Annotated in this window: 23 protein-coding genes; 7 read left to right on the top strand and 16 right to left on the bottom strand. The window is 57.1% G+C overall.

Features of this window, described 5'->3' with window-relative positions; genetic code table 11:
- The first annotated feature begins 56 nt into the window (after positions 1-56).
- The 5 genes from AC2FJC_RS14600 (at position 57) to AC2FJC_RS14580 (ending at position 5,874) form a co-directional block, all read left to right on the top strand.
- A complete protein-coding gene (locus AC2FJC_RS14600) occupies positions 57-893 on the top strand; it encodes a flagellar motor protein MotB (RefSeq protein ID WP_496740051.1) in 837 nt (278 codons plus the stop codon).
- Positions 894-991: 98 nt separating this feature from the next.
- Positions 992-2,287 carry a flagellar hook protein FlgE gene (locus AC2FJC_RS14595; RefSeq protein ID WP_496740050.1) on the top strand — a complete coding sequence of 432 codons (1,296 nt, stop codon included), beginning with the start codon at positions 992-994 and terminating at the stop codon, positions 2,285-2,287.
- 34 nt (positions 2,288-2,321) lie between these two features.
- Entirely contained in the window at positions 2,322-3,773 is a 1,452-nt protein-coding gene (gene flgK / locus AC2FJC_RS14590; protein ID WP_496740049.1) for a flagellar hook-associated protein FlgK, read from the top strand.
- 2 nt (positions 3,774-3,775) lie between these two features.
- Positions 3,776-4,783, top strand: coding sequence for a flagellin (locus AC2FJC_RS14585; protein WP_496740048.1), 1,008 nt, complete (start codon positions 3,776-3,778; stop codon positions 4,781-4,783).
- On the top strand, positions 4,780-5,874 hold the full coding sequence (locus AC2FJC_RS14580; RefSeq protein WP_496740047.1) for a flagellar basal body P-ring protein FlgI: 1,095 nt from the start codon (positions 4,780-4,782) through the stop codon (positions 5,872-5,874). The genes AC2FJC_RS14585 and AC2FJC_RS14580 overlap by 4 nt, the downstream gene beginning before the upstream one ends.
- 62 nt (positions 5,875-5,936) lie before the next feature.
- Here the strand turns inward: AC2FJC_RS14580 and AC2FJC_RS14575 are convergent, their stop codons facing one another.
- Genes AC2FJC_RS14575 through AC2FJC_RS14540 form a run of 8 tightly spaced genes read right to left on the bottom strand, consistent with a single transcriptional unit; the run spans position 5,937 to position 13,679 of the window.
- Entirely contained in the window at positions 5,937-6,581 is a 645-nt protein-coding gene (locus AC2FJC_RS14575) for a DUF1523 family protein (protein WP_496740046.1), read from the bottom strand.
- Positions 6,582-6,592: 11 nt separating this feature from the next.
- A complete protein-coding gene (locus tag AC2FJC_RS14570) occupies positions 6,593-6,859 on the bottom strand; it encodes a hypothetical protein (protein ID WP_109311285.1) in 267 nt (88 codons plus the stop codon).
- Positions 6,860-8,197 carry a DUF6638 family protein gene (locus AC2FJC_RS14565; protein ID WP_496740045.1) on the bottom strand — a complete coding sequence of 446 codons (1,338 nt, stop codon included), beginning with the start codon at positions 8,195-8,197 and terminating at the stop codon, positions 6,860-6,862.
- A gap of 30 nt (positions 8,198-8,227) precedes the next feature.
- Positions 8,228-9,148, bottom strand: coding sequence for a restriction endonuclease (locus AC2FJC_RS14560; protein ID WP_496740044.1), 921 nt, complete (start codon positions 9,146-9,148; stop codon positions 8,228-8,230).
- Positions 9,141-11,078, bottom strand: coding sequence for an AAA family ATPase (locus AC2FJC_RS14555; protein ID WP_496740043.1), 1,938 nt, complete (start codon positions 11,076-11,078; stop codon positions 9,141-9,143). The genes AC2FJC_RS14560 and AC2FJC_RS14555 overlap by 8 nt, the downstream gene beginning before the upstream one ends.
- 53 nt (positions 11,079-11,131) lie before the next feature.
- Positions 11,132-12,256 carry a hypothetical protein gene (locus AC2FJC_RS14550; RefSeq protein ID WP_496740042.1) on the bottom strand — a complete coding sequence of 375 codons (1,125 nt, stop codon included), beginning with the start codon at positions 12,254-12,256 and terminating at the stop codon, positions 11,132-11,134.
- On the bottom strand, positions 12,243-12,599 hold the full coding sequence (locus tag AC2FJC_RS14545; protein ID WP_496740041.1) for a hypothetical protein: 357 nt from the start codon (positions 12,597-12,599) through the stop codon (positions 12,243-12,245). Before AC2FJC_RS14545 ends, AC2FJC_RS14550 begins: the two co-directional genes overlap by 14 nt.
- Entirely contained in the window at positions 12,600-13,679 is a 1,080-nt protein-coding gene (locus AC2FJC_RS14540; protein WP_496740040.1) for a hypothetical protein, read from the bottom strand.
- Between the two features lie 283 nt (positions 13,680-13,962).
- On the opposite strand from AC2FJC_RS14540, the gene AC2FJC_RS14535 reads away from it, so the two are divergent.
- Together AC2FJC_RS14535 and AC2FJC_RS14530 are read left to right on the top strand one after the other, a co-directional pair.
- Positions 13,963-15,438 (top strand): NAD-dependent succinate-semialdehyde dehydrogenase, encoded by a 1,476-nt coding sequence (locus AC2FJC_RS14535; RefSeq protein WP_496740039.1) that lies wholly within the window; start codon positions 13,963-13,965, stop codon positions 15,436-15,438.
- Positions 15,439-15,566: 128 nt separating this feature from the next.
- Positions 15,567-17,750, top strand: a complete 2,184-nt coding sequence (locus tag AC2FJC_RS14530) for an esterase-like activity of phytase family protein (RefSeq protein WP_496740038.1) — start codon at positions 15,567-15,569, stop codon at positions 17,748-17,750.
- Positions 17,751-17,982: 232 nt separating this feature from the next.
- On the opposite strand, the gene AC2FJC_RS14525 is transcribed toward AC2FJC_RS14530, so the two are convergent.
- The 8 genes from AC2FJC_RS14525 to AC2FJC_RS14490 all read right to left on the bottom strand — a co-directional run bounded on the left by AC2FJC_RS14525 (position 17,983) and on the right by AC2FJC_RS14490 (position 26,130).
- Positions 17,983-19,131, bottom strand: coding sequence for a hypothetical protein (locus AC2FJC_RS14525; RefSeq protein WP_496740037.1), 1,149 nt, complete (start codon positions 19,129-19,131; stop codon positions 17,983-17,985).
- Complete coding sequence (locus AC2FJC_RS14520) at positions 19,115-19,363, bottom strand: hypothetical protein (protein ID WP_496740036.1); 249 nt, start codon at positions 19,361-19,363, stop codon at positions 19,115-19,117. Before AC2FJC_RS14520 ends, AC2FJC_RS14525 begins: the two co-directional genes overlap by 17 nt.
- Positions 19,364-19,919: 556 nt before the next feature.
- Positions 19,920-20,387 carry an Hsp20 family protein gene (locus AC2FJC_RS14515; RefSeq protein ID WP_496740035.1) on the bottom strand — a complete coding sequence of 156 codons (468 nt, stop codon included), beginning with the start codon at positions 20,385-20,387 and terminating at the stop codon, positions 19,920-19,922.
- 122 nt (positions 20,388-20,509) lie between these two features.
- Positions 20,510-21,325, bottom strand: coding sequence for a trypsin-like serine peptidase (locus AC2FJC_RS14510; RefSeq protein ID WP_496740034.1), 816 nt, complete (start codon positions 21,323-21,325; stop codon positions 20,510-20,512).
- Positions 21,322-22,116 carry a trypsin-like serine peptidase gene (locus AC2FJC_RS14505; RefSeq protein ID WP_496740033.1) on the bottom strand — a complete coding sequence of 265 codons (795 nt, stop codon included), beginning with the start codon at positions 22,114-22,116 and terminating at the stop codon, positions 21,322-21,324. Before AC2FJC_RS14505 ends, AC2FJC_RS14510 begins: the two co-directional genes overlap by 4 nt.
- A 118-nt stretch (positions 22,117-22,234) precedes the next feature.
- Positions 22,235-23,551, bottom strand: coding sequence for a glycolate oxidase subunit GlcF (glcF, locus tag AC2FJC_RS14500; protein ID WP_496740032.1), 1,317 nt, complete (start codon positions 23,549-23,551; stop codon positions 22,235-22,237).
- 4 nt (positions 23,552-23,555) lie between these two features.
- Positions 23,556-24,656 carry an FAD-binding protein gene (locus AC2FJC_RS14495; RefSeq protein ID WP_496705907.1) on the bottom strand — a complete coding sequence of 367 codons (1,101 nt, stop codon included), beginning with the start codon at positions 24,654-24,656 and terminating at the stop codon, positions 23,556-23,558.
- Between the two features lie 25 nt (positions 24,657-24,681).
- Entirely contained in the window at positions 24,682-26,130 is a 1,449-nt protein-coding gene (locus AC2FJC_RS14490) for an FAD-linked oxidase C-terminal domain-containing protein (RefSeq protein ID WP_496740031.1), read from the bottom strand.
- Positions 26,131-26,207: the final 77 nt, after the last annotated feature.

Genomic DNA, 26,207 nt, shown 5'->3' with positions numbered 1-26,207 from the left:
CCTGCCTTAAGACCTGCGCTGATACCTCGGTATCGGGTGATAAAAAGGTGGTGGAGATGGGTGCGCAATCCAATGCGGCGCCAATCATCATCAAGAAGAAACGTGTGTCAGGTGGCGATGGTCACCACGGTGGCGCGTGGAAAGTCGCATATGCCGACTTTGTTACGGCCATGATGGCGTTCTTCATGTTGATGTGGCTGCTGAATGCAACGACGGAAAAACAACGCAAAGGACTGGCGGATTACTTTTCTCCGACAATCCCCGCGAACCCGGTGTCAGGTGGCGGGGGCGGGGCCTTTGGTGGCAACAATATGTTCTCGGAAAAAACCATGGTGATGGACGGCTCGGGTGCCAGCCAGAAAAGCCCAACCGTTGCGCGGCAGGCGCGTGGTTCGGTTGGCGTGAACGCCGAGGGCGGCAAGGAAAACCTCGAGGATTTCTCGACGCTTGAAGCCAAGCTTTTGGGGCGCACCGGTGAAAGCCTGGTCTCGGACAAGGTCCTGAAACACATCGTCACGCGGGTCACAGATGAAGGTTTGGTTGTCGAGCTGTTCGATACCGAGGATCAACCGCTGTTCGAATCGGGGACCGATAAGCCCACCGCCATGATGCGCGCACTGGCGTTGCTGGTGGCGCGGTCTTCGGACCTGGTGCAGAATGCAGTCGCCGTCGAAGGACATGTGCGTGCATCGCCGGTTGTCCTGGCGCAAAACCCGGCCTGGGATCTGTCGACGGCCCGCGCGCAGGCAGCGCGTCAGATGCTGCAAGGCAAGGGCTTGGCCGCCGAAAGGCTGGATCGGGTCACGGGCCACGCAGACCGTGAATTGACAGCCAAAAACCCGATGGCCGTTCGCAACAACCGGATCGAGGTCATCTTTCTGCGCACGCCCTAGACCCAAAAGGATAGAACGCATTTTACCTGTTAGCGTGCTGTTAAGGGCCAGCACGTTAGCTGTTGCATCACGTTTTGACGCAACAGAAGGGCGTGCCAATGACAATTTCCTCTTCGCTGAATGCCGGTGTGGCCGCTTTGAAGGCCAACGCGAACCGGCTGGCGACCATCTCTGACAATATCGCCAACTCGTCCACCTTTGGCTACAAACGGGTCGAGACCGACTTTCACTCGATGGTCACCTCCGGTCAGGGCGGAAGCTATTCGGCAGGCGGCGTCAGAACCACGAGTCAGCGCATGATCGACCAGCGTGGATCGCTGGTCACAACGAACAATTCAACCGATTTGGCAGTGCGCGGCCGTGGCCTGCTGCCCGTGCGACCCAGCTCTCAGGTGGCGTCAAACTCGAATGAGATGCTTCTGACCACAACTGGCTCGTTCCGCACCAATGAGCAGGGTCATCTGGTGACGCAATCGGGGCTTGTTTTGTTGGGTTGGCCCGCTGGCCCGGACGGATCGATCCCTAATGTGCCAAGGGATACGCCAGCTGCGCTGGAACCCGTCAAACTCAGCGTCAACCAACTAACCGGTTCGCCGACCACAAGCATGAACCTTCGCATGAATCTTCCGGCCACGGCGACGGATGCCGGCGCACCGGGTGACGCACAGCCTTTGTCGGTTGAGTATTTTGACAACCTCGGAAAGTCGGAATCCGTGAATATTGAACTGGTCCCGACCGTGCCCGGTACGGGCTCCAGCAATGAATGGACGATGACACTGCGCGATACCGCATCTGGCGGTGCGGTGATCGGAGAGTACCGCCTGACCTTCACCGACAGCCGAACCGCAGGCGGCACGCTGGCCAGCGTGACCACCATTTCGGGTGGTGCTTACGATCCGACAAATGGCAGTTTTGTGGTGAACGTGGATGGCGGGCCGATGGAGATTAATATCGGTCAGATTGGCGACAAAGATGGAATTACCCAACTGTCGGATACATTTGCCCCCGTATCGATCACGCGCGACGGTGCCCCCGTTGCAACGATGACAGGCGTGAAGGTGGATGAAAACGGGTATGTCTACGCGCAATACGACAGCGGTGTTAGCCGGCGCGTGTACCAGATTCCGCTTGTCGATGTTCCCAACCCGAATGGGCTAACGGCGCTGGATAATCAGACCTATGCCCCATCCCGCGACAGCGGAACGTTTTTCCTTTGGAACGCGGGCGATGGGCCAACGGGCGATCTGGTGTCCTTTGCGCGCGAAGAATCGACGACAGATGTTGCAACTGAACTGACATCAATGATCCAGACGCAACGGGCATTTTCGTCAAGCGCCAAGGTGATCCAGACCGTCGACGAGATGCTGCAGGAAACCACAAACATCAAACGTTGATCCGGGGCTTTGAGCTAGGGAAAGGACCTGTCCGATGAACATGACGACAGCATTGAACAACGCGTTGGGAGGCCTGACCGCCGCAAGCCGCGGGGCCGCAGTTGTCTCGGGCAATATCGCCAACGCCCTGACGCCGGGCTATGCGCGTCGCTCCCTGGAATTGGCAACAAGTCCGATCTCAGGCAACGGCGTGCGCACCGTCGGTGTGACGCGCCATCAGGACCCGGCCCTGATCGCCAACCGGCGCGATTCCGACGCAAATCTTGCCGGTACAAGCGCAATCTCAGAGTTCTACACCCGTTTTGAAAAGGCCGTGGGTTCGGTTGATGACCCCAAATCCTTTGCCTCTCGGTTGACCCAATTTGAGAACGACATGACAACGGCCGCCAGCTTGCCCGATTCCAAAGTGCGGCTGGATCAGGCGGCCCGCGCTGCCCGGGATTTGGCGGAGAGCCTTAACGCGGCATCCGAAGGTTTGCGTCAGGCGCGGTCGGAAGCAGACAGGACCATCGGCAAGCAGGTCAACCGCCTGAACCAGTCCTTGCAGGATATCGAAAACCTGAACAACAAGATCCCCAGCATCAAGAATTCTGGAGGCGATATCAATGCCTTGCTGGATCAGCGCCAAGTATTGATTGATCAAGTGAACGAACTGATGCCGGTCAATGTCGTAGCGCGGGATAACGACCGTGTGTCACTATATTCAGACGGCGGCCTGATCCTTTTAGAGGGGCAGGCAGCAGAATTCAGTTTTACGACTACCGGCGAAACCAAGCCGCATATGACAATTGCCAACAGCCTTTTGTCAGGTCTTGAAATGAACGGGCAGCCTGTGCGCACCGGCGGCAATAGTGCGCAGCTTAGGGGCGGTGCGCTGGCGGCTCAGTTCGAGATTCGCGATGAACTGGCGGTTGAGGCTCAAGCACACTTGGACACCGCCGCCCAAGACCTGATCGAACGGTTCGAGACCGCCGGTCTTGATCCGACCGTCGCGGCAACTGACCCCGGCGTGTTCACCGATGATGGCAATCGCTACGACGCAACTGCGGCAATCGGATTGGCTTCGCGCATACGCTTGAACGTGGCGGTGGACCCCGATGCTGGTGGTGACAGCTGGAAATTACGGACGGGCCTCGGCGCCGCCACTCCGGGGGATCCGGGCGATGCAACGCAGCTGAGGGCCTTTAGCGCGGTCCTGAACGATGCCCGTCCCGTTGCCGGGGGGTTATATGGCACCGGCAACATGCGAGCTGCGGAAATTGCCGAGGCACTGTTGTCTAAGGCCGGGGCAAACGCCCATGCCGCCGAGGCGCGCATGACATTCGCCAAGCACTCACAGCTGGAAATGGCCAAGATCGAAGCTGAACGCGGCGTGGATACTGACACCGAACTGCAAAACCTGATGCAGATCGAAAAGACATACGCCGCGAATGCGCGGCTCATCTCGACCGTGGATGAGATGATGGACACCCTGCTGAGGTTATGACGATGAATTTGACATCCATTGGTGATCTGGCGCGCGGATTGACGCTGAGAACCCGGTCGACCGAGATCAAAAACCAGATCGAAACACTGTCCTACGAATTGTCATCCGGGCGGGTTCAGGACTTGTCTGGCCATCTGGACGGTGATTACTCTCATCTGCTGGATCTGGATCGCGGCCTGTCCAGACTGGATGCGTTCAAAGTATCGACCGCCGAAGCCGGGTTGTTCACGGATGCAATGCAGCTGAGCCTGAATACAGTTGCCGGCGCTGTTGAGGGGATTACCGCCTCACTTCTGTCCTTTGGCACCTCAAATCAGGCGGTGACCCACGAAAACGCATCGGCTCAGGCCAGAAACGAACTGGACGCGATCGTGTCCTCGTTGAACACCCGCGCCGGAGGGCGCAGCCTTTACTCGGGCACCGCAACGGATGTCTCTCCGCTTCCGTCCGCTGACACGCTGATCACCGCGCTAGAGGCCGAGTTGACGGGCGCAGCTACTGTCGCGGACATCCGGCAGAGGGCAGAGGATTGGTTCAACGATCCTACCGGGTTCGATGCGGTAATTTATCAGGGATCCGGCACAAAACTGGCCCCCATGCAGATATCCGAGAATGAAAGCGTTTCAATTCCTGTGACAGCGACCGACCCAGCCATCAAAGCTGCACTTCGCGACATCGCGGTCGCAGCCGTGGTCGCGGACAGCGGTCTGAATGTCCCGATGCAACAAAGAACGGCCTTGTTCAAACAATTGGGCGTCGATCTGGTCAACGCCAAGGATCAGTTGGTGGGGCTGCGCGCCGATGTCGGCGCGACCGAGGCCCGAATCGAACAGGCGCAAACGCGAAATAATGCGGCGCGGACTAGCCTACAAAGCAGCCGAAGCACATTGATCGCGGCGGATCCCTATGAAACCGCCACTCAGTTGCAAACCGTGCAGTTCCAGCTGGAAAGCCTGTATTCGGTCACCGTTCGCAACGCGAACCTGTCACTAGTGAATTTCCTGAGATGAGAGTTCTTGTTTTTCTTCTGATGTTGCTTCCTGGCCTGGCCTCCGCCGGCGCGATCCGACTGAAAGATCTGGTGGACTTCGACGGAGTCCGCGGAAACGATCTGGTCGGTTACGGTCTGGTTGTAGGGCTGAATGGAACCGGTGACGGGCTAAGAAATTCACCCTTTACCGAAGAGATCATGTCCAACATTCTCGAAAGGTTGGGCGTCAACGTCAACGGTGAGGATTTTCGCCCCAAAAATGTGGCCGCCGTTCTGGTGACAGCAAGCCTGCCGCCTTTCTCACGTGTTGGCGGGCAAATCGACGTGACGGTCTCTGCCATCGGAGATTCCAAAAGCCTGTTGGGTGGAACGTTGATAATGACCCCATTGAACGCCGCCGACGGGCAGATTTACGCTGTTGCGCAAGGCACCGTTTTGGCAGGCGGCGTGTCGGCTGAGGGAGAGGCCGCCTCGGTTGTGCAGGGCGTTCCTACTTCCGGTGTGATCCCCTCCGGAGCAAGGGTAGAACGTGAAATCGATTTCGAACTTTCGGCTCTTACCCAGATGCGCCTTGCTTTGCGAGAGCCTGATTTTACTACGGCAGGCAGGATCGAGCTTGCCATCAATACCGAGTTCAAAAGCGCGGTGGCCATCATGCGCGATTCCGGGACGGTTGAGCTGAACATCGCGGCAACGCAGGCAATTTCGACCGCCCACGCGCTTGGGCGGATCGAGAACATTCTGGTCGAACCCGAAACCAAGGCCCGCGTCGTGGTCGATCAGCGTTCGGGCACGATTGTGATGGGGCAGGAAGTGCGGATATCCCGCGTGGCGGTCTCGCAGGGCAACCTTACGCTAACAGTCGAAGAGGCGCCGATTGCGGTTCAACCCAACCCCTTCGCGCGCGGCGAGACCGTTGTGGTGCCCAGAACAATCGCGGGAATAGAAGAAGAAGAAGGCACCGGACTGGCTGAAATACCCGAAGCAGCAACCTTGTCCGAAGTTGTGGCAGGTCTGAATGCGCTTGGGGTGTCGCCCCGCGACATGATCGACATTTTGAAGACGATCAAAGCCGCCGGAGCGCTGCACGCCGAATTTATCGTACGCTGAGGAACTCAGGCCAACAGGTCACCGCCAAGGCTGAGGGAGGTGCCAAACGGCCCCACCAAAAACTATTTGGATTTCCAACTGTTCAGCCACTTTCGGAACCTGCTGCCCTGCTCTTCTATGGCGTCGCCAGCGGCATAAAGGCCATCTTCCATATTCTCGATCACGGGATCAACCCGCGCCTCGCGAAACCGGCGCCAGCGGACCCAAAGGGCCCAAACTATCGCGAAGAATACGGTCAGGAAAATGATATTGAACCAGGGAATAATCCGAACGTCTTGGCTGTCTACTGACCAAATCTTCACTGCATTCGGGAAAATTGACAGGAACTCACTGCGCCAACCGTAGTGGCGAACAACCACCCAGCGAGGCGCTTCGGCTGTTGATTTCAAGTCTGCTGCTTCGGCCTGCAGGTTCGACGAGTTTAGTTTGAAATAAGGTGGCCAGCCCCAGCCCGTGTCTTCGTTCCGATACACCATGACCTTGCCGTTGGTCTTGCGGGTCTGAATGAAAAACACATCGCGGTTTGGCGTTGTCGCATCACTGCCGACGTCATGAACCGACCAGAAGATGCTGTTCTCACCGGGGTCGATCCGTTTCTCATAGGTATCCGAAATCCGAACCACATCGTGCTGCGGAAGGGTGTAATTCAACACCGCCGCAATCGTGCCCCAGAACAGGATGATGATAGCCCATTTGATGTAACGCATCAGCGAAACCCTCACATGAAATTCGTAACATAAATCAGGATTGCGATCAGGCCCAGCGGCACCACGTAAATCCCAAGGATCAGTTTGCGTCGAAACGATCCGTCGTATTTTTTTAGCCCGCGCTGGACAAAGGCATCGCGGTCGCCGGTCAGACCCTTTTTCTCCCAATGAGCGATCAACTTATTGCGCCGTATCCAGCGGGAATAGATTGATACGCCCACATAAATGACCGTCAGAACGACCAGCAACGGGATCAAAAAGCGCAGTGCGACGAACATTTAACTTCTCCCTACTGCGCCCCAAGGGCCGACGCGTGCGATGATGTCTTCGCTGACCCGGTCATCGCCGCTCATATCCGGTTCGTGGCCGAATAGTGCGGCCCGGGCGCCAGCCTTATCCACCTGATACTCGCGCGCGAGGAAGTCGGCAACATAGGCTTTTTTGGCCTCGGGCCAAGTCGCATAGGTGCGGTAGAACAGTTCCTTATGGCAAATGAACACCTGACGCGGGTCCAACGGGGCCAGTTCCGCCAGCAGCATGTTCACCAGATCGCGGTTCGGTGTGTTGGTCGCCCGCAGCGTATAGAAATAGGCCGGGTGATCCGAGGTGATACGCGGCCACGGCCCGCCATCCTTTGCCCAGCGCAACAGCTGCGCCAAACCGTGATAGGCGTCGGGCAGACGATCCGAATGGTTTCGCGCCAGCCGTCGCATATCGCCACGGTCCAACCCTGTCAGGTCAACGCCTGCATCGGCTGCGGCATCCACGGTCAGAAAATCCATCTTTTGCTGCAAGATTGCGGCGGAATTGACACCGCGCGCCTCGATGATCGTTTCGACCAAGCCGTTTAGCCCGAGGAACTTGGCAATCTGGTTCCGCTGAGATGGGTCAAAAACGTATTTGATCGGCATATCGTCGGGTCTGGCGCCCATACAGATCACCGCCGGATGATCCAGATCGGGGAACAGGTAGAGCCCACCGAAGTGCGCCGTCCAGAAATTGCGCTGTTCAAAGGCGGTATGGCGCAGGCGGACGGGATTGCGGGTGACGTCGCCGGTTTCCTTGGCCGTTTCGATCATCTTGGCGATCAGCACATCGTCGAACCAGGCGTCCTCTTCGGTCTTGAACTGTTCCACCATGCCCGCCAGTTGCTGTGCCTTGCGCAGTGTGCCGCCTGCGGTGTCGGCCTCAATCTCGATTTTGCGCAGGTTCAGCAGATCGCGCGGCGTGGTGAGTTTTATGACCGAGTTCACCAGCTCTCCGGCCACCGCATCGGTGGCGGTCAGGGCAAACAGCTGCGCCTCGTTCATCTCGATGAACTCGCGCAGGATTTCGCGCGAGGTCGAGAATTTGACGTTCAGCAGAGGCGCGCGTTTCTGCTCGGTCGTCAACAGAATGAACTGCCGGTTGACCCCGTTGGGGTTGAGGTAGAGCTCATCCTCCAACTCAATCCCCACCTCGGGTGAATAGCCCGAGATATCGATGTGGAAATCCGTGAGCGCCGTGGTCTTGCCCGCCAAATGCTGCAGCGCACGGTTATACCGCTCGACCAGAGCCGGGCTGGAAATGTGGACGAGATTGCCGAACATCAGGCCTTTTTTGATGAGGCGGATCACTAGGCGGACCTTCCTTCTTTTGGTCTAACACTAAACGCTAGCAAAGAACTTCTCATCTATTGTGACTGCCTCAATCATTTTTGTCGCAACCCCAAGATCATTTTCTTTGAGCAAGTCACACAGACGATCTCCATCAATTAGGTCAATCGCAGTAGCCCCATCCCTTGTGGCTTCGTCCGACGCTTGAGCGGTGAAATTGCCAGTCGTTATGAATAGTCCTTTGTCAGCTCGCCCCATCATCGCGCCCCTAAAGTCACGAATTTCCGAAGAGCCAACACTTCCTTTGTAGCGTTTGCACTGAAAGAACACCTGAAAAGAAACGAGGTTCACCCGAAGTACGCCAACACCATCAATTCCGCCATCACCAGACTTCCCTCTGACTTCGACTTTGGTGAAACCTGCTTCCCGAAGCAAACGCTGTGCTAATCGTTCAAAGGCGTATGGGTCCATCTGCTTCAGAGTTGTGAGCAACCTAGATTTCCACGTCTCCGTGTCGGGTGTCTCTTCGATTTTGCCACTCTGATCAGAAGGCGAAAACAATTCGGGCTCATCCCCGTTTTGCTGTTTCTTCTTGCGCCGCTCACGAGCTCTGGCTTTTTCTTCCTCGTTAACCTGGTCGATTATTCGCTGAGTATCGCCAATTGTATCTATTGTGCTTCCGAACTCAGTTAGCGCCCAAATGCCGCGGGCGGAATTCTCGAGCGCCCCACCCTTTTTTAGAAAGGTTCGAGCCCAAGCCAGATAATAGTTCAATCGTGGTTGACCCTGGTTGGTTCCGGTCATCATGAAGGATTGTTCTTCCTCAGAAACGCCTTCAAGTTCCGCAACCTTCTCGTCAAGTTCGTAAATACTTGCAGAGCCCCCTACCTGTTTCATAGCCTCGACGGTTACCAGCATCATGCCAGGCATTTCCGGATAGCCCTCTGCTTCAACTACAAATCTTCTACTCAATGTTCTTTCCTTTTAAATACCGCCGCTTGGCCTCTTCCATCCGGCCCATTTCGCGGACGGCGTTTTCGATGGCGACCTCGTCGCTCTTGTCGGCATAGCGGAACTCGCTGTCGGCGTAGCGGTTGATCTCTTGCATCACCATTTCCACTGTGATCGGCTGGCGCAGGTCTTCGATCATCGCCTTCTTGGTGCCGTAGTCGCGGAACAGAAACAGGTCGGGGTTTTCCATCCATTCGTCGGGCAGTTCGAAATCCATCGCGCGGACCTTGACGGCGTCGGTGATGTTCTTGATTGCGCGGCCGGTAAAGCGCTCATCCGCCTGCTGGATTGCCTTGAGATAGGTGCCCATCTTGGCAATCGTATCCATCTGGCCGATATCGCCGGAGACCCGGTCATAGACCTGCAGCAGAGCGTCCTCATGTGGGCGGGAGTGGCTTTCGAAACTGGCGGCGACGGCTTTCTTGATCTCCTGCGCTGCATACGCTTCGTGTTCGCCCAGCGGAATGTCGTGGTTGCGGCCCATCAGCAGGTGCAGGATGTCGATGTAATCCTCGCGCGTCTGCGGCCCGTCGACCAGGAACCGAGCGCCCGCCCGCTGGCGCAGGGCATCGTCCACATTCTCTGGGTAGTTCGAGAACATGCCAAAGGTGCAGTTGCCGCGCACGACGGTGTTGGCACCCGCAAAGCTCTCCATCAGCACGGCGGTGATTTCCAGTTGCCCGGCTGACGACTGCCGATCGCCACGCTTGCCCGCCAATTGGTCGATGTCGTCGATGGTGCCAAAGCCGATGACCGAAGGGTCGATGATCGTGTTGATAAAGGCCTTGGCGTTCTGGCCAGACTTGCCCTGATAGCTGTCGATATTATCGGTGCTTAGGTTTTGATAGCGGAACGGATAGCCCGCGTTCTGGCAATAGTCGTTGATCAGCCCGGCCATCATCTGGATCAGGGTGGTCTTGCCAGTGCCCGGTTTGCCGTCGCCCATGAAGGTGAAGATGAACCCGCCGAGTTCCGCAAACGGGTTCAGGCGGCGATCGAAGTCATAGGCCATCACCATCTTGGCCAGCTTCATCGCCTGATACTTGGCGATATGGTTGCCGACAACCTCGTTCGGTTTCTTGAACGTCATGGTGAGGGTGGTGGATTTGGCCTTGGAGGCCGGTTCGAACCCTCGGATCGTCAGATCATCAGCCTCGATGTGCCATGCGGCGTTCTGGAACGGGGCCAGATGGCCTGCTGACTGCGCGCGCAGCGCGGCCTTTTCCATCAGTTGCTCGGCATAGGCGCTGGTGGCGGCAATCAGGTGGGCATCGTCGGGGGCATGTTTGGCGAGGGTCTGGTCCAGTTCCCACAGCGCGCCGTGCAGGGCGAGTTGGCCGTTGTCGGTCAGGACCTCTTCGACCTCACCGATATCGACAGTGGTCTCTCCAAGATGCGAGGACATCAAGTACGCCAGCGCATTGCCGAAGGTGTGCGAGGTGATCAGCGCCTCGGCCGTTAGCAGCTCCGAGAATTCGGTCTTGCGCGCGGCGGGCAAGTCTCCAGCAAGATTCGCGCGTTTCAGATCAGCCAGCGACGTCTGTTCCGCATAGGTCTCAGCCACAGCCAAGGCGATGGCAATGGCGCGGCGGATGGCCTGCTGCGTGGTCGCCTGCGGTGGTGAAACTAGCGCATCGCCATCATCCGAGGCCTCGATCCGTTCGGCCAGATGCACTCCGGCTGTGCGCATGGTTCGGCGTGTCACCAGCCCCGGCGTCGTGGAGCGGAACCGCCGTCCAGTGGAAACGCCCGGAGACCGTTCGGTTGCCACCTCAACCGCTTTGGCTATCCGCGGCGCGTGTTCAAAACCGTTCAGCAAGGCGGTCGCTGCCGGATAATGCTTGCGAATATCGTCTTCGCGCAATTCCATCTGATCTGACGTCAAACTCATTTCAAAACCGCCCTTGCTTCATCTTTTCAAAAATACTCCCGCCGGAGGCCAAACTAATAGCGCAGCACCTGCCCGCTCTTGCTGACCACGAATTTGCGCACATCGCCAAATCCCGGCGGGTTACGTTCAGCCAGCACCTGAAACGGGCGCTGGGGCAGGATGATCGACCGTTGGGTGCGCGTAGCCCCGGTTTCGGCCCCCTGTCCGCCGAACGGGTCCAGCGCGAAAACCTCGCGCTCGACTGTGGAAAACCACCCGGCGCGTTCTTCGATCACCTCTTCGCTTTGCAGCTCTTCGGTGGTCCAGGCCAGTGCCCAGTCCTGACCTTGCGGTGCCTGTGCGTCCTCAAGCACCTGCCGCAACGGGCCGGTTTGCTCGGTATAGGCCGAGGAATACATCGGCCCCACGTGGATGCGGCGCAGGTGTTTGGGGTGCAAGTCGTCGAAATCCTGATCGAAGCCTTTGGCAATAGTCACCAGTTTCAGACCGCCTAAGCTTTGCGCCATCAGATGCGCCTGAACTTCGGGCCAACGACGTTGGTCCTTGGGCAGGGCGGTTTTGCCGCTGTCCTCCAACTGCATCAGGTAGATGACCGGCAGGTTGATTTGACTGTCATAGACCGCCCAGTGGATCATGAACTTGCGCCGTTCGCCCTCATTCCCGATCCAGTGGCATTCGGGATCGTTGCGGGCCCAGAACAGCTGCCCCTTCAGCAATTCCTCGTAGTAGAGCCTTTGCGACAGCGCGAATTGCAGTTTGGTGGGGATTTCTTGTTCGCTGATGATGGTGCGCACCATGTCGGTCTTCAGGTCATCCTCGGACGGCATATTCGCCAGATGCACCTGCGCCTGTTGCGCGTCATTGGCCATGGTCAGCAGCTCGGCAGCCACCGGAAACCCGCTGTCGCGCTTGTCCATGGCGAGACTGCCAAAGAACCGCCCCGTATCGCGCCCGACCAGTAGGTATTTCATACTCAGCGCGCGAAAGGTGTAGAGCAGCCCCGAGAGGTAGCGCGACACGATCCGCACCTCTTGCTTGCTGATCGCGCCCTCCGCCTCCATAGTCGCGGCCACGCGCAGGAGATGGACGGTGATCACCTCGAACTTGCGGAAATAGCGGCGCGAAGCGAAGGTGTCGGTCAGGCCGACATGGTCTCGGGTGGGGTTAACTTCGGCCACGGATGAATTTCCTGTATCTGACCCAATCTTCAAAGACGAGACGGAAACGATCCCGCCAAAAACCAAAGGCTTCGGCTGACGTCATACCATCACGGTGAAATACTTCTTCATACATATTCACCATGCCGAACCAAAAAGCAGGCACCATAATACGGACGACGAAATAGACATAGGCCGGTAAAAGCAGCACCCCGAGTATAACTGCGACGCCTTCTGCGTTGGCTGTATTTTGCAACCCCAAAAGTGTCAAAATCGACAGTGCTAGTACATAAACAACTAACGCTATTGCTAATACCGGCATCAACACGACCATTGAGCCAAACAAGAGTATGAAAGAGGCCATTTACCCCCCATACAAGTTCTTATCATGCTTCTCGACAATCGAGGCGAACCGACGGGCAAAGCGTTCATCCGCCTTGGCCTTTTTCTCCAGCACGTCGCGGGCAAAGACCATGTGGTCCTCATGCGCCTCAAGCATGTCGGCCATCTTCTGGTTGGTCGCGGTGCCGATGGCGGCCATGGCGGTTTGCGCCTCTTGGTCGGTCTGCACACCGATCTCGTTGATACGGTGGGCCACGTCCTGCTGCTGTGCGGTTTTCAGCGATTTGGTCAGGGCGTCATACAGCACCACGCGCTGTTGCGTGTCTGTCTGCAGCTTGTTGATCAGCACCATCTGCGTCGCCGCCTGGTTCTGCAGGGAATCGACCCAGGTTTTGCCCTTTTCGATATAGCGTTCGAGCGTTTGGCTTTTGGCCAGCTTGACCTGCTCTTCCTGAACCTTGGCATTGTATTGCTTGTTCAGCTCGGCCAGTTCGGTTTCCAATTGGGTCCGCGCGGCGGCGTCCTGTTCGACACTGATCTTGTTTTCCAGAGTTATGATCGTCGGATCCATACCCTGAATTTCAGCCCGCAGCGCCTCTAGTTCAGCAACAGTAGCCTCGCGGTCGTCCAGCGTACCGGTCAGGTTTTCCTCGACCTTCACCCGCTGTTCTTCCAACACGGATAGTTGCCCTTGCAGCAATTGAACGATTACGTCGGATTTGGCGATCAGGTCCTGCAGCTTATCGTCGATATTGGCGGTGCGCATGCGCTCCTGCCGCATCGATTCAGACTTCCCCTTGGAGAAGATGCCGACAAACGTCTCCCACCCTGATTTCGAGCGCATCTCGTCGAAATCCTTGGAAAAGGCGCTGGTGACGTCGTCCAGACCCATGATCAGCTCGGCGATATTGGCGTTCATCACCTCGGTATGGGCGTGCACGTCCTCAAGCGTGGCGTTTTCGATGTCGATGTCGGCCTCGGCAGAGCCGATCTTAGAACGCGCGGCTTCAATCCGGGATGTCAGCCCTTCGATCTGAGCCTGGCTTTCGCGCACTTTTTGCTGCGTTTCCTCAATCAACGCATCAAACTGCTGGTTCGACATCTGTCCTATTCCTTTTTTAATTATGCACCCAACAAGATAGGAGATGTTACGATCATTTACATCCCCTTGGGCATCCAATCCTGTGGAACTTTGGCAAACTCCGCCAAAAAAAGATAGGCGGGTTGACACTTTGGCCTCAGATCGCATGAATGCGCCCCGGTAGGCAAAAAACGTCACGTTTACCATACGAAAACTGGATTGATCTGACCCCACGGGTGGCCATAGACAATCCGGGAGGCACATGTTTGAGTGCTAACAAATTTTTATTGCCGGAGGCTGACCCATGCTGGACGCGACAACCGACCTGAAATCCATCCTGAAAAACCCCGATCTGCTGGTGACCAAAGCCTATATCGGCGGTCAGTGGGTCGACGGGGACAATGGCACCTTTGCCGTGACCAACCCGGCCCGCGGCGACGTCGTAGCCGAAGTCGCGGACCTGAGCCGCGCGCAGGTCGCCGGGGCGATCGCACTAGCTGAGGCCGCGCAAAAGGAATGGGCCAAGCTGACCGGCAAGGAACGCGCCGTGATTCTGCGTCGCTGGTACGACCTGATGATGGAAAACGCCGAAGATCTGGGCAAGATCCTGACCGCCGAGCAAGGCAAGCCGCTGGCCGAGGCCGTTGGCGAGATCGGCTATGGCGCGTCGTTCATCGAGTTCTTCGGCGAAGAGGCCAAGCGCGTTTATGGCGAGACGATCCCTGGCCATCAGCGCGACAAGCGGATCATGGTGCTGAAACAGCCGATCGGCGTTGCGGCCTCGATCACGCCCTGGAACTTCCCCAATGCGATGATCACCCGCAAGGCAGCTCCGGCACTGGCGGCAGGCTGCGCCTTTGTTGCCCGCCCGGCCAAGGAAACACCGCTGTCTGCATTGGTCATGGGCGTTCTGGCCGAACAGGCCGGTATTCCGGCTGGTGTGTTCAACGTATTGCCGTCCTCCAGCGCCAGCGAGATTGGGAAGGAATTCTGCGAAAACCCCGGCGTGCGAAAGCTGACCTTCACCGGCTCGACCGAAGTGGGTCGTATCCTGCTGAAACAGGCCGCTGATCAGGTGATGAAATGCTCGATGGAACTAGGCGGCAACGCGCCGTTCATCGTGTTTGACGATGCCGATCTGGATGCGGCCGTCGAAGGCGCGATGATGTGCAAATTCCGCAACAACGGCCAGACCTGCGTCTGCGCCAACCGGATCTACGTACAGGCCGGTGTCTATGACGAATTCGCGGCCAAGCTGAAAGCGGCAGTCGAAGCACTGAAGATCGGCGACGGCCTGGCCGAAGGCACAACCACCGGCCCGCTGATCAACGCCGAAGCAGTGGTCAAGGTTGAAGAGCACATCAAGGACGTCACCGACAAGGGCGGCGCGGTTCTGACCGGCGGTCTACCGCATGATCTGGGTGGCACCTTCTTCCAGCCGACGATTGTGACTGGCGTGACTCAGGACATGATGGTCGCGCAGGACGAGACCTTTGGCCCGCTGGCACCGCTGTTCAAGTTCGAGGACGAAGACGATGTGATCGCGATGGCCAATGACACCATCTTTGGCCTGGCGTCCTACTTCTATGCCAAGGACCTGAGCCGCGTGTACAAGGTGGCCGAGGCGCTGGAATACGGCATCGTTGGTGTGAACACCGGCATCATCTCGACCGAGCTTGGCCCGTTTGGTGGCGTCAAACAGTCCGGCCTGGGCCGCGAAGGCAGCCATCACGGCATGGAAGACTATCTTGAAATGAAATACGTCTGCCTGTCGGTCTGATCTGAAAAGGCCCCGATGCAACGCGTCGGGGCCTTTTGGTTTGTCACAAAACTGCAAACAAACCGTCACATCCCTGCAATGACCCGCGTTCATCCCCCTCTCATCCAAGTGAGAGAGGATACCACCCGATGTCATTGCGCTATGTCTGCCTGACATCTGCCCTTGCCCTGACCGCCGGTCAGGCTGTGGCAGAAATGAATTTCAACCGAATTGCATCTTTCCCCGTCGTCAAGAACATGGCCGAGGGCGCGGATACCACCCGCGAAACCTCGCCCGAGATCATCGCAGCGACTGCTGATGGCATGACGCTGGTCTATACGGACAGCCCGCTGGGCATGATTGGCATGGTCGACATCACCGACCCCGCGAGCCCGGTGCCTCTGGGCGCAATGGATGTAGGCGGTGAGCCGACATCCGTGGGGATTGTTGGCGCGACGGCTTTTGTGGGTGTGAACACATCGGAAAGCTATACTGCCCCTTCGGGCAAACTGATCTCGGTCGATATCGCGGGTAAGGCGGAAACCGGTGCCTGTGATTTGGGTGGTCAGCCCGACAGTGTCGCGATTGCCCCGGATGGCAGCTTTGTTTCCGTCGCCATCGAGAATGAGCGCGACGAAGGCTTGAACAACGGGGTCATCCCGCAGCTGCCCGCCGGGACACTGGCGCTGGTGCCGCTGAAAGACGGCGCACTGGAATGCGCGGGCATGAAGATGGCCTCGCTGGCAGGTCTGGCCGAGGTTGCCCCCACTGATCCCGAGCCTGAGTTTGTCGACATCAACACCCTGGGTGAAACCGTCATCACCCTGCAGGAAAACAACCACATCGCGGTTGTCGACAAGGATGGCAACGTGATCAGCCATTTCTCGGCAGGCAGCGTGGATCTGGATGGTATCGACGCCACGGATGAGCGCGGCGCGCTGATCTTCACCGAAAGCCAAAAGGATCGCCTGCGCGAGCCGGATGCGGTGAAATGGATCGACGACAACCATTTCGCAACCGCCAACGAAGGTGACTACAAAGGCGGCTCGCGCGGCTGGACGATCTTCCACAAGGACGGCACCGTTGTTTACGAGAACGGCACCGATTTTGAAAAGGCCATCATTCAGATCGGCCACTACCCCGACAAACGCTCGGACGCCAAAGGCGTAGAGCCGGAAAGTGTGACCGCAGCGACCTTCGGTAACACACCAATGATCTTTGTGGGGGCCGAGCGCGCCTCGGTCGTGGGTGTCTATGACGCCACCGATCCGGCCAACCCGGTTCTGAAACAGCTTCTTCCCTCGGGCGTTGGGCCCGAAGGTTATGTTACGATCCCAGAACGGAACCTGCTGATTTCGGCCAATGAAAAGGACCTGATCGAAGACGGTGGCCCGCGCGCGCATGTGATGATCTACGAATATCAGGACGCCCCGGCCACCTATCCGCATCTGACATCCGCAGGGGCGGATGAACTGATCGGCTGGGGTGCTCTGTCCGGTCTGGTCGCGGATAAGGACGGCATGATCTATGCGGTCAATGACAGCTTCTACGGCTTCCAGCCTTCGATTTTCAAGATCGACCCCAGCCAGCAGCCCGCGCGGATTGTGGATGTGATCCGCATCCACCGCCAGGACGGCAACCCGGCGCAGAAGTTGGACCTTGAGGGCATCACCCTGGACGGGAAAGGCGGGTTCTACGTCGCCTCCGAAGGGCGCACCGACCGTGTTATCCCGCACGCGATCTACCACGTGTCCGCTGATGGCCTGATCAAGGATCGCAAAGGCGAGATCGGCCTGCCACCTGAGCTTATGGCAGTCGAAAAGCGTTTTGGCTTTGAGGGCATCACCAAGGTTGGCGACACCCTGTGGATGGCCGTTCAGCGCGAATGGAAGGACGACCCCAAGAACCACGTGAAACTGGTCGCCTATAATCTGGACACCAAGGAATGGGGTGCTGTGCTTTATCCCAAGGCGGAGCCGGAAAATGGCTGGGTCGGCCTGTCGGAAATCGTGGCCTTTGGCGACCATGTCTATGTCATCGAGCGTGACAATCAGCACGACCACCGCGCCGTGACCAAAAAGGTCTATCGCATACCTTTGTCTGACATGACCCCGGCCCCACTGGGTGGCCCCCTGCCCGTCGTTAGCAAGCAAGAGGTCCGCGACCTGTTGCCTGACCTGACCTCGACCGGTGGCTACGTTCTGGACAAGATCGAAGGTCTGGCCATCCTGCCCTCGGGCGAGGCGTTTGTGATGACCGACAATGACGGCGTCGACGATGCCTCGGGCGAGACGATGTTCTGGTCCATCGGGTCGGTGACTGGTGGGAACTAAACTCAACAGGAAAAACACAGAAGGACCCCGCACGAAATTGTGCGGGGTCATTTAACTTCAGACGTCAGATTTGAGCCCAAAGCAGACATGTTAGTCCCGCGTAAGGTTTGTTTTGGTGACCCCCAAAGAGGTGATAGTGCCATCCAACTAGTGGATCAGTTTCAATCCAACGGGAGACCGGTACTGTCGAAATAGCGTCTAAATCTTTGCCTTCGGGCCTCTAACTTTACGTTCAGCCGTTACTTGCAAATTCGTCTTCCGCCTCTCCACCCGGGGTTTGATCTACTTCCTCCGGTTCTCCATCAACATCATCGTCCTCCTGGCCGTCGGCATAAACGCTTCCGTCATCCGAAATGCCAAGTGTGGATTTTACCGATTCTTCATCGGGATTGGAGGCACGGACCGCGCCGAGGACGCGGTCTTGCTGTTCCTCCGCGACGATTTTGTCCTCAGAAAAATCGCCTTTGTAATGTCCCAACAAACTGGCCTCCGCGTCATGCACCGCCTCCGCAGCCGCCAACTGATCGTCCGTCGGTTGCGCTATCGTATTTCCGTCCTCATCTGTTGTTACGTCGTGCGCATCTTTCACCGCTTGTGCGGTTTCCAAATCTTCAGGCGCAATCGTACCGGGAGTGGACGCCTCATCGGCAAGAACCTGTTCAGCTTCCTCCAGCGTCATTGGAGCTGTGTCCAAATAATCATACGCCGCAGCAATTTCCTTCACTTCTTCAGGGCTCAAGTCGTAATCTTCACCCATGACATGATTGAAATTTGCGTCGGCTACGGCAAGGCCAGCGGCCAGGCTCACCGGCCCTGTACCTTTCGCATACTGTCCGTTCGCGATATGCGCGAGTTTTGCATTTACACTGGAGTTAATGGCACCATTCAGTTTGCCGAGGTTACGCGGGGCAAGCGTGCCATCATCAAGGAGTTTTGCTTTTCTGCTTGGTGGTCTTGGGGATTGCGCGACACTCGCTTTACTTGTTCGTGTTGTGGTGGTCCGTGCCTTGTTCCCTTTGAATAGACCTTTGACACCGTTTTGCTTCAGGTTACGGCCCAAGGCCTGAAAGTCTTCCTTCACAGCCCGACCCAAACGACTGCCGCTCTTTGACTTACGACTTTTGCTGGCAGACTTCGTATTTGTCCCGTTCAGCGTTTTGTCGGAACCCCATCCCCTTTTGGCACCTTTTTCACCGTTGTTGCCGCCCTTTCCGCCACCGTTGCCACCTCCATTATCCCCTTTTCCGCCGCCGTTACCTCCACCTTTTCCGTTACCATTTTTTGCGTATGCGTAATCGGAAGCGAGAACGGTCACGACTGGCGCGACTACAAATGTAGACAGTACGATTGCGGATACGCTCACTTTAAGGAAGTTCAACACGGTAGAAATCCTTTTCGTTTAGAGAAATACTGGTCAGCGGTGGCGAACGAATGCCATCCTTAAAAATGTTGCTCAAACACGGCCAGAATGAGGCAGCTATTCGACTTTCAGGAATTGTTATCTTTAATGGAATATTAACAACTTGGCTTTTATTTCCAATAGAATCACTTGGGAAAATAAAACTGTTAACAATAGCAGTGGTTTTTAAGTTTGTGTTTCCAGCGGCGATCAAAAAAAACTGCTAAATCGGAAATAATAGGTGCGTTAACATTCGGTTAATGTGAGGTCTGGAAAATAGCAAATAGTTTATTTTTACGAGTTGACTATGGTTAAGCAAAGCAAAAGGGAGCTATTCCCGCCTTTGAACGACGCCGAGGCCGAAACATTTGGCCCGGACAAGAATAGCTCCCTAAAACCTACGATAAGAAGGGCTATATTTGCTGCCCCAATATTGTTGTATTTTCTTCTAATGGCCTTTTTTCTAAATAGAGCGTCTGCCGAAAGCTATATATCGATCCCGTGGTAGATGAAGGCTTTTGCCCTGAGATAGACAATGAGGGTCCGCGCTATCAGACGAGACAGCGAAAGATAGTTCTGTTCGTCCACTCCGCCTGCTGAGCAATCATTCAATTGGTTCCGGAGCTCTGCGCCGCAGCAAACGGCAGAAATGTCCCGCATTGCGGACCTTCTGGTACTACAAAAAAACAACGCCCCGCGTCTGGAGGAACGCGGGGCGTATGGTGCGATAATCCAGAGAGGAACGATTATCGCGGCGTATTGTCGTCGCCTTAGTTCACGGCTTTGGCGTCGACCACATCCTTTTCGATAGCATTGGCCGAAGAAATCTCGATCCGGCGCGGTTTCAGGGCCTCAGGCACTTCGCGCTTCAGGTCGATGTTCAGCATGCCGTCTTCGTGGTTGGCACCGGTGACACGCACGTGATCGGCCAGCGCAAAGCGGCGTTCGAACGCGCGGGTGGCGATGCCACGATGCAGATAGCTGCGCTCTTTGTCCTCGGCGGCTTTTTTGCCAGCAACGATAAGGGCGTTTTCTTTCACTTCGACCGACAGGTCATTTTCCGAAAAGCCGGCGACAGCAACCGAGATGCAATAGGTGTCGGCATCGGTCTTTTCGATGTTGTAAGGCGGGTAGCTCGGCTGAGCCACATCATTGGTCAGCACGCGATCCATCATATCGGCGATCTGGTCGAAACCAACGGTGGCGCGGTGCAGGGGTGCAAAATCAAAACTACGCATGTGTCATATCCTCATATCAGAGCGATCTGTGTTCTGCCCTCCGTTCGGACGGGCATCTGGTTGATACGGGCCCCGTTCGTGGCGACCCGACACAGTTCACATGGGTAGCATTTTGATCGAGTTCAACCCCCGCCCGAGCTGATGAATTTTGCGCCGGAATTCGACTTGTCGGATCCGACTTGCAGCCGGCGGATCGTTGCCTGTGGGCGCGGGGCATCGCGCCGCAAGTCCGCCTTGAGTTCGGCAACAATTCCAGACAGTTCCATCCCGTAGCCGGCCACGCGGCCCCCGTAGGTTCCGATTGCTGAGACAACTGACAGGATCTGCCAGCGCGGGCCATTTCTGGCCAGCAATGCCGAACCGGACGAGCCAAAAGTGATGTCGCAGTTGAAGGTGATCAACCCTTGCTGGCGACCCAGGATACGGCAGGACCTTTCCCGCGTGATCGCCTCGGACCGGCCGCGCCCGTATGAGGCTAAGCTGACCTCGGTTCCGGCAACGCGCCCTGTGTGCAAGGCAAACGGATTGGCGATAGAATAAGGGATCGGCTGTTCCAAACGCATCAGCGCAACATCGGCGCGGACATTATTCGGTGACAGCGGGGCATTGCTGACATATTCCGGGTTCACGGCAATCTGCGTGACTTTGCGATCTGCCAGCGCCTCACCATGGCTCAAACCAGCGCGGAACGTCACCTTTCCCGGCTCGTAGGGTTTGCCGCTGGCCTTGTCCACCGCACAGTGCGCAGCAGTCAAAACCAGATCCTGCGCAATCAGCGTGCCGGTGCAAAACCCCTGATCGCCTATGTCCAGGCGTCCAACCGCCTCCCATCCGTAAAGGTCATCGCGATCCGTCAGCTTTCGCTTGGCGGTTTGGGCGTAAGTTGCGGTGGCGGAAATTGAAAGGAACAAAAGAAAATTCAGAAGAAAACGACTCATGGTTTTATGAACCTTGCTCCAATATTGCGGCGTGCCCCACCTAGAGGGGAAGACACGCCAAATCCGCGGCCAGCCGACAACTCTGCCTGCAGCAGTTCCAGTGAATCCTCGACCGCGGTGCCGATCGCCACGCGCTGCCCGTTGAATTCGGCTTTGGCCGCAACGACCGAAACGATGCGCGGCCGGTCCCCTTCAAAGGAAAAGACCGGCGCGCCGGACGACCCGAATTCGACATCACAGGACAACACTAAAACGTCTGATGTGCGCGTCATGACCGAGCACACTTCTTGCAGCGAGGGCGCCTCGGCCCGGTCCTGCGCATAGGACACGACCCCCACTTCGGCACCTCGGGCCGGGCGGTCTCCGGTCTCGAACGGAATTACGCTTGTGTTTCGGATCGGTTGCCACAACTCGATCAGCGCGATGTCATTGTATAGCCGCGAGGCCGTTGCTTCGGTGCTGTATTCGTAGTCCGGGTGAACAACAGCGCGACGCGCAGGTCGATAGGCCGATGCACGCCCAAGACGCCATGCGGCCAGAAACTCGACCTCTGCGAGGTCAACTCGCTGACCGGTCACCTTATCAAACAGACAATGAGCGGCCGTCAAAACCTGGGTCGGAGAAATCAGCGTCCCGGTGCAAAACCCGGCGCCGTCCCTGATGTCCAGGCGCCCGACCGCCATCCACGCGCGCCCCGCATCGGTGGTGTCCAGGCTTTTCAACCCGGTATCCTGGGCTGCGGCGGACAATGGCGTCAAAGCCAGTGCCAATGCTGTGATCCAGTTTCGCAAACGGCACTCCGGCTTTGCTGTTGACGTATTTTCCTAGGTCTCCGGTGCGGCAAAAATAGGGCGATGACGTCCGCGTCCGTTTAACGTGGCGAGTGGTGCGCAGTTGCATCAGCATGGTCTATCTAAGGACCGGAACCTCAGATTTGGCTGGTTCACGCAAGGCCCGCGGCACCGGCCCGCCGGTTGCCCAATCCAAAAGCTCGACCGTGTGCAGCACGGGAATGTTCGTGCCAGAGCCGATCTGCATCATGCATCCGATATTGCCTGCCGCGATCACGTCCGGCTTTTTGGCTTCCAGCGTTTTGACCTTGCGGTCCTTCAGCTTGCCCGAAATCTCGGGCTGCATCAGGTTGTAAGTCCCCGCGCTGCCGCAGCACAGGTGGCTATCTGCAGGCTCTAACACGGCGAAACCAGCCTGTTTCAGCAGAGTTTTGGGATGAGCTTTGATCTTTTGACCGTGCTGCAGAGAACAAGCTGCATGATATGCAACGGTCAGGCCCTTTTCTTCGCCCTGTGGCAGCTCCAGCTGGATCAGCAGTTCGCTGATATCCATTGCAATCGACGACACCCGCGCCGCGTCTTCGGCCATGGGATCATTGCGAAACATATGGCCATAATCCTTGACCGTCGTACCGCAGCCCGAGGTGTTGATGACGATGGCGTCCAGCCCGTCGCCGTTCATTTCTGCGGTCCAGGCCTTGATATTGGCTTTTGCGGCCTCATGACTTTCGCGAGTCTTGCCCATGTGATGGGTCAGGGCGCCGCAGCACCCTGCCCCTTCGGCTACGACGACTTCGCATCCCATCCTGGTCAAAAGTCGAATAGTTGCGTCGTTAATGTCAGTATTCAAAGCTTTTTGCGCACAACCCGTCATCAGCGCAACGCGCTTGCGCTGCGGTCCTTTAGCCGGAAATCTCTGCGGGTCGTCATTGCGACTAACGGGCGGGATATGTTTGGGTGCCATGTCCAGCATGGCACGCAACCGGGCATCAGGCATCAGAAAGCGGAATGGCCGCCCCAGCTTCGCCCCGATCAAAGCCCAGCGGAATCGCATCGGATAAGGCAGGATCTGAGCCAACACCCACCGCAGCGCACGATCCGAGAAGGGGCGTTTATAGTTCTCTTCGATGTATTCCCGCGCGTGGTCGACCAGATGCATATAGTGCACCCCCGATGGGCATGTGGTCATACAGGCCAGGCAAGACAGGCAGCGGTCGATATGCTTGACCGTTTTCTCATCCGGCACACGCTCGTTTTCCAGCATGTCCTTTATCAGGTAAATGCGCCCCCGTGGGCTATCCAACTCGTCCCCCAGCACCTGATATGTCGGGCATGTGGCTGTGCAAAACCCACAATGGACGCAGTTTCGCAGGATTTCATTTGATCTTTGGATCGCGGGATCTTGCAACTGCTCTTCGGTGAACGTCGTCTGCATCGGCTTACCCCATCAACCCCGGATTAAACAAACCACGGGGGTCGAATCTTTGACGAATTCCTTTGGTTAGAGCCTTAATCCCGGACGCCTCCGGTTGAAAACGTCCCAGTTCGGCCAGTGTTTCGAACCCTGCTCGCACGATGTTTGCGTGACCGTCAAACGCGCCCAATTGCGCCCGCAGATCAGTACCAACCGGCACCAAGGCCCAGATCAACCCGCCACCCCAATCAAACAACGTCCGATCTGCCGGGATGCGTGCAACGATGTCCGGCGCATCCGAGGGTTTGACCGAAATGCGCCAGACATCACCGCTTTGTTCGTGGAAACCGGCTGCGTCACGCAGGTCGGCCCACAATGTTCCGGGCTGCTCAAGTTCGGCAACCTCGCCGAAACCAGACAGTAGGGATTTCAGTTGATCCGACCGGTATGTCACCGAACTCGCAAATCCTTCGAGGCGCAGTAAGGCGCTTCCCATATCCGGGTCGTACGCTGCTCCGCTAACTTCAAAAGGGGATTTCAATGCGGCGGACAGCGCTGCAACTGCGGTGGTCACACCAGATACCTGAACAGACAGCGTTGCGGCGACTTCGGGCTTGGGCAGTACCTTCAACGACACTTCGGTCAAAACACCCAGAGTGCCCCAGGATCCCGCCATCAGTTTGACCAGATCATAGCCGGTGACGTTCTTCATGACCCGGCCGCCATTCTTGACGACCTGCCCCATGCCATCGACATAGCGCACGCCCAACAGAAAATCGCGGCATGCCCCTGCCTGTACCCGCCGGGGCCCTGATATGTTGGCCGAAACAACGCCGCCTATGGTCGGTGTTCCACGGGTTCCAAGCAATCCCCGGTGATCCATAGGCTCGAACGCTAATTGCTGACCTTCTGCATCTAACGCTGCCTCGATCTCTGCCACGGGTGTTCCGGCCTTCGCCACCAAAGTCAGCGCGCCGGGTTCATAAAGTGTGACGCCCTTGAGCTCGCTGGTGTCGATCACCGCGTCTGGCCCCGCAATACCGCGCGTACCGCCTCCCTTGATATGGACCGGTTCATTCAACCCGGCCACCATCTCGGCCAGTTCGGCTTCTGTCTTTGGTTTCATGACAATTCTTCTTTGTTAGAGCCGATTATTCTGCGGCAATCCGCGCGTTGCGTCGGGACTTCGACGCCTGCAATGGGAACACTTTGGCCGGGTTCAGCAGCCAATTCGGGTCGAACACATCCTTGATGACCATCTGAGCCTCAAGGTCCGCAGGCGCGTATTGGTGGGACATCAGATCGCGCTTTTCGATCCCAACCCCGTGCTCACCTGTCAGGCAGCCACCCACGTCTACGCAAAGCTTCAGGATATCAGCTCCGAACGCCTCGCATTTCTCAAGATCACCGGGTTTGTTGGCATCGAACAGGATCAATGGGTGCATGTTGCCATCGCCCGCATGAAACACGTTGCCGACCGGCAAGCCGTATTCTTCGCTCATTTCACCAATCCGACGCAACACTTCCGGTAGGGAAGAAACCGGGATCGTCCCGTCCAGACACATGTAGTCGTTCAACTGCCCCATCGCACCAAAGGCCGACTTGCGCCCCAGCCAGATTTTCGCGCTTTCTTCGGCCGACTGGCTTTCGCGCAGTTCGACCGGATTGTGGCGCTTGGCGATTTCGATGATCTTTGACAACTGATAGTCCATCTCGGCCTCGGACCCTTCGACCTCGACAATCAGCAAAGCGGTGCAGTTGGGGTAACCGGCATGGGCGAAATTTTCACAGGCCTGGATGCACAGCGTGTCCATGAATTCGATCGCAACCGGCAAAATGCCGGACTTGATAATGTCCGAGACGCATTGCCCGGCAACTTCGTTATCATCAAAACCCATTAATACAGGCCGGGCACCTTCAGGTTTGCGCAGAATGCGCAGCGTGGCTTCAGTCACGACGCCCAACTGCCCTTCAGACCCGCAGATGACTCCCAACAGGTCCAAGCCGCCAGAGTCCAGATGCGCGCCGCCAATCTCGACCACGCTGCCATCCATCAGCACCATCTTTACGCCCAACAGGTTGTTGGTGGTCACGCCGTATTTCAGACAATGCGCCCCGCCTGAGTTCATGGCGATGTTCCCGGCAATGGCACAGGCAAGCTGTGAGGACGGATCTGGCGCATAGAAGAAGTCGTCTTCCTCGACCGCACCGGTCACGCTCAGGTTCGTGCGGCCTGATTGAACGCGAACGAAGCGGTTGTCATAGTCGACCTCCAGCACCTCGTTCATCCGGGCGACTCCAAGGATGACGCAATCCGCCGTTGGCAATGCGCCACCTGCCAAGGAAGTACCCGACCCGCGCGGAACGACTGGAACGCCTTCCTCGTTGCAAATGCGTAGAACGTCCGAGACCTCTTGCGTGGTCGACGGCAGCACCGCCAGCATCGGAGGGCACCTATACGCCGTCAATGCGTCGCATTCATAAGCACGTGTCTCGGACGGTTCATGAATAACCGCCTCTTCGGGCAAGACCTGCAACAAACGTTGAAGAACCACTGCCTTGCGGCGCAGAACGTCAGGATTTGGCGTTGGCATTTCCATGGCTGATCCTCTATTTGGTAAAATAATATTACCAATTTCCTCATCTGGCAAGTTCTCATGTCTGGCCGTAAGGTCGC

It is taken from the genome of Ruegeria sp. CDSB117, from assembly GCF_059611005.1.
This window is presented reverse-complemented; position numbering and strand designations above follow the sequence as displayed.

Coding starts and splice junctions, on each gene's coding strand:
- AC2FJC_RS14600 (WP_496740051.1), top strand. CDS start 57: ATGGGTGCGCAATCCAATGCGGCGCCAATCATCATCAAGAAGAAACGT.
- AC2FJC_RS14595 (WP_496740050.1), top strand. CDS start 992: ATGACAATTTCCTCTTCGCTGAATGCCGGTGTGGCCGCTTTGAAGGCC.
- flgK (WP_496740049.1), top strand. CDS start 2,322: ATGAACATGACGACAGCATTGAACAACGCGTTGGGAGGCCTGACCGCC.
- AC2FJC_RS14585 (WP_496740048.1), top strand. CDS start 3,776: ATGAATTTGACATCCATTGGTGATCTGGCGCGCGGATTGACGCTGAGA.
- AC2FJC_RS14580 (WP_496740047.1), top strand. CDS start 4,780: ATGAGAGTTCTTGTTTTTCTTCTGATGTTGCTTCCTGGCCTGGCCTCC.
- AC2FJC_RS14575 (WP_496740046.1), bottom strand. CDS start 6,581: ATGCGTTACATCAAATGGGCTATCATCATCCTGTTCTGGGGCACGATT.
- AC2FJC_RS14570 (WP_109311285.1), bottom strand. CDS start 6,859: ATGTTCGTCGCACTGCGCTTTTTGATCCCGTTGCTGGTCGTTCTGACG.
- AC2FJC_RS14555 (WP_496740043.1), bottom strand. CDS start 11,078: ATGAGTTTGACGTCAGATCAGATGGAATTGCGCGAAGACGATATTCGC.
- AC2FJC_RS14545 (WP_496740041.1), bottom strand. CDS start 12,599: ATGGCCTCTTTCATACTCTTGTTTGGCTCAATGGTCGTGTTGATGCCG.
- AC2FJC_RS14540 (WP_496740040.1), bottom strand. CDS start 13,679: ATGTCGAACCAGCAGTTTGATGCGTTGATTGAGGAAACGCAGCAAAAA.
- AC2FJC_RS14535 (WP_496740039.1), top strand. CDS start 13,963: ATGCTGGACGCGACAACCGACCTGAAATCCATCCTGAAAAACCCCGAT.
- AC2FJC_RS14530 (WP_496740038.1), top strand. CDS start 15,567: ATGTCATTGCGCTATGTCTGCCTGACATCTGCCCTTGCCCTGACCGCC.
- AC2FJC_RS14515 (WP_496740035.1), bottom strand. CDS start 20,387: ATGCGTAGTTTTGATTTTGCACCCCTGCACCGCGCCACCGTTGGTTTC.
- AC2FJC_RS14510 (WP_496740034.1), bottom strand. CDS start 21,325: ATGAGTCGTTTTCTTCTGAATTTTCTTTTGTTCCTTTCAATTTCCGCC.
- glcF (WP_496740032.1), bottom strand. CDS start 23,551: ATGCAGACGACGTTCACCGAAGAGCAGTTGCAAGATCCCGCGATCCAA.
- AC2FJC_RS14495 (WP_496705907.1), bottom strand. CDS start 24,656: ATGAAACCAAAGACAGAAGCCGAACTGGCCGAGATGGTGGCCGGGTTG.
- AC2FJC_RS14490 (WP_496740031.1), bottom strand. CDS start 26,130: ATGGAAATGCCAACGCCAAATCCTGACGTTCTGCGCCGCAAGGCAGTG.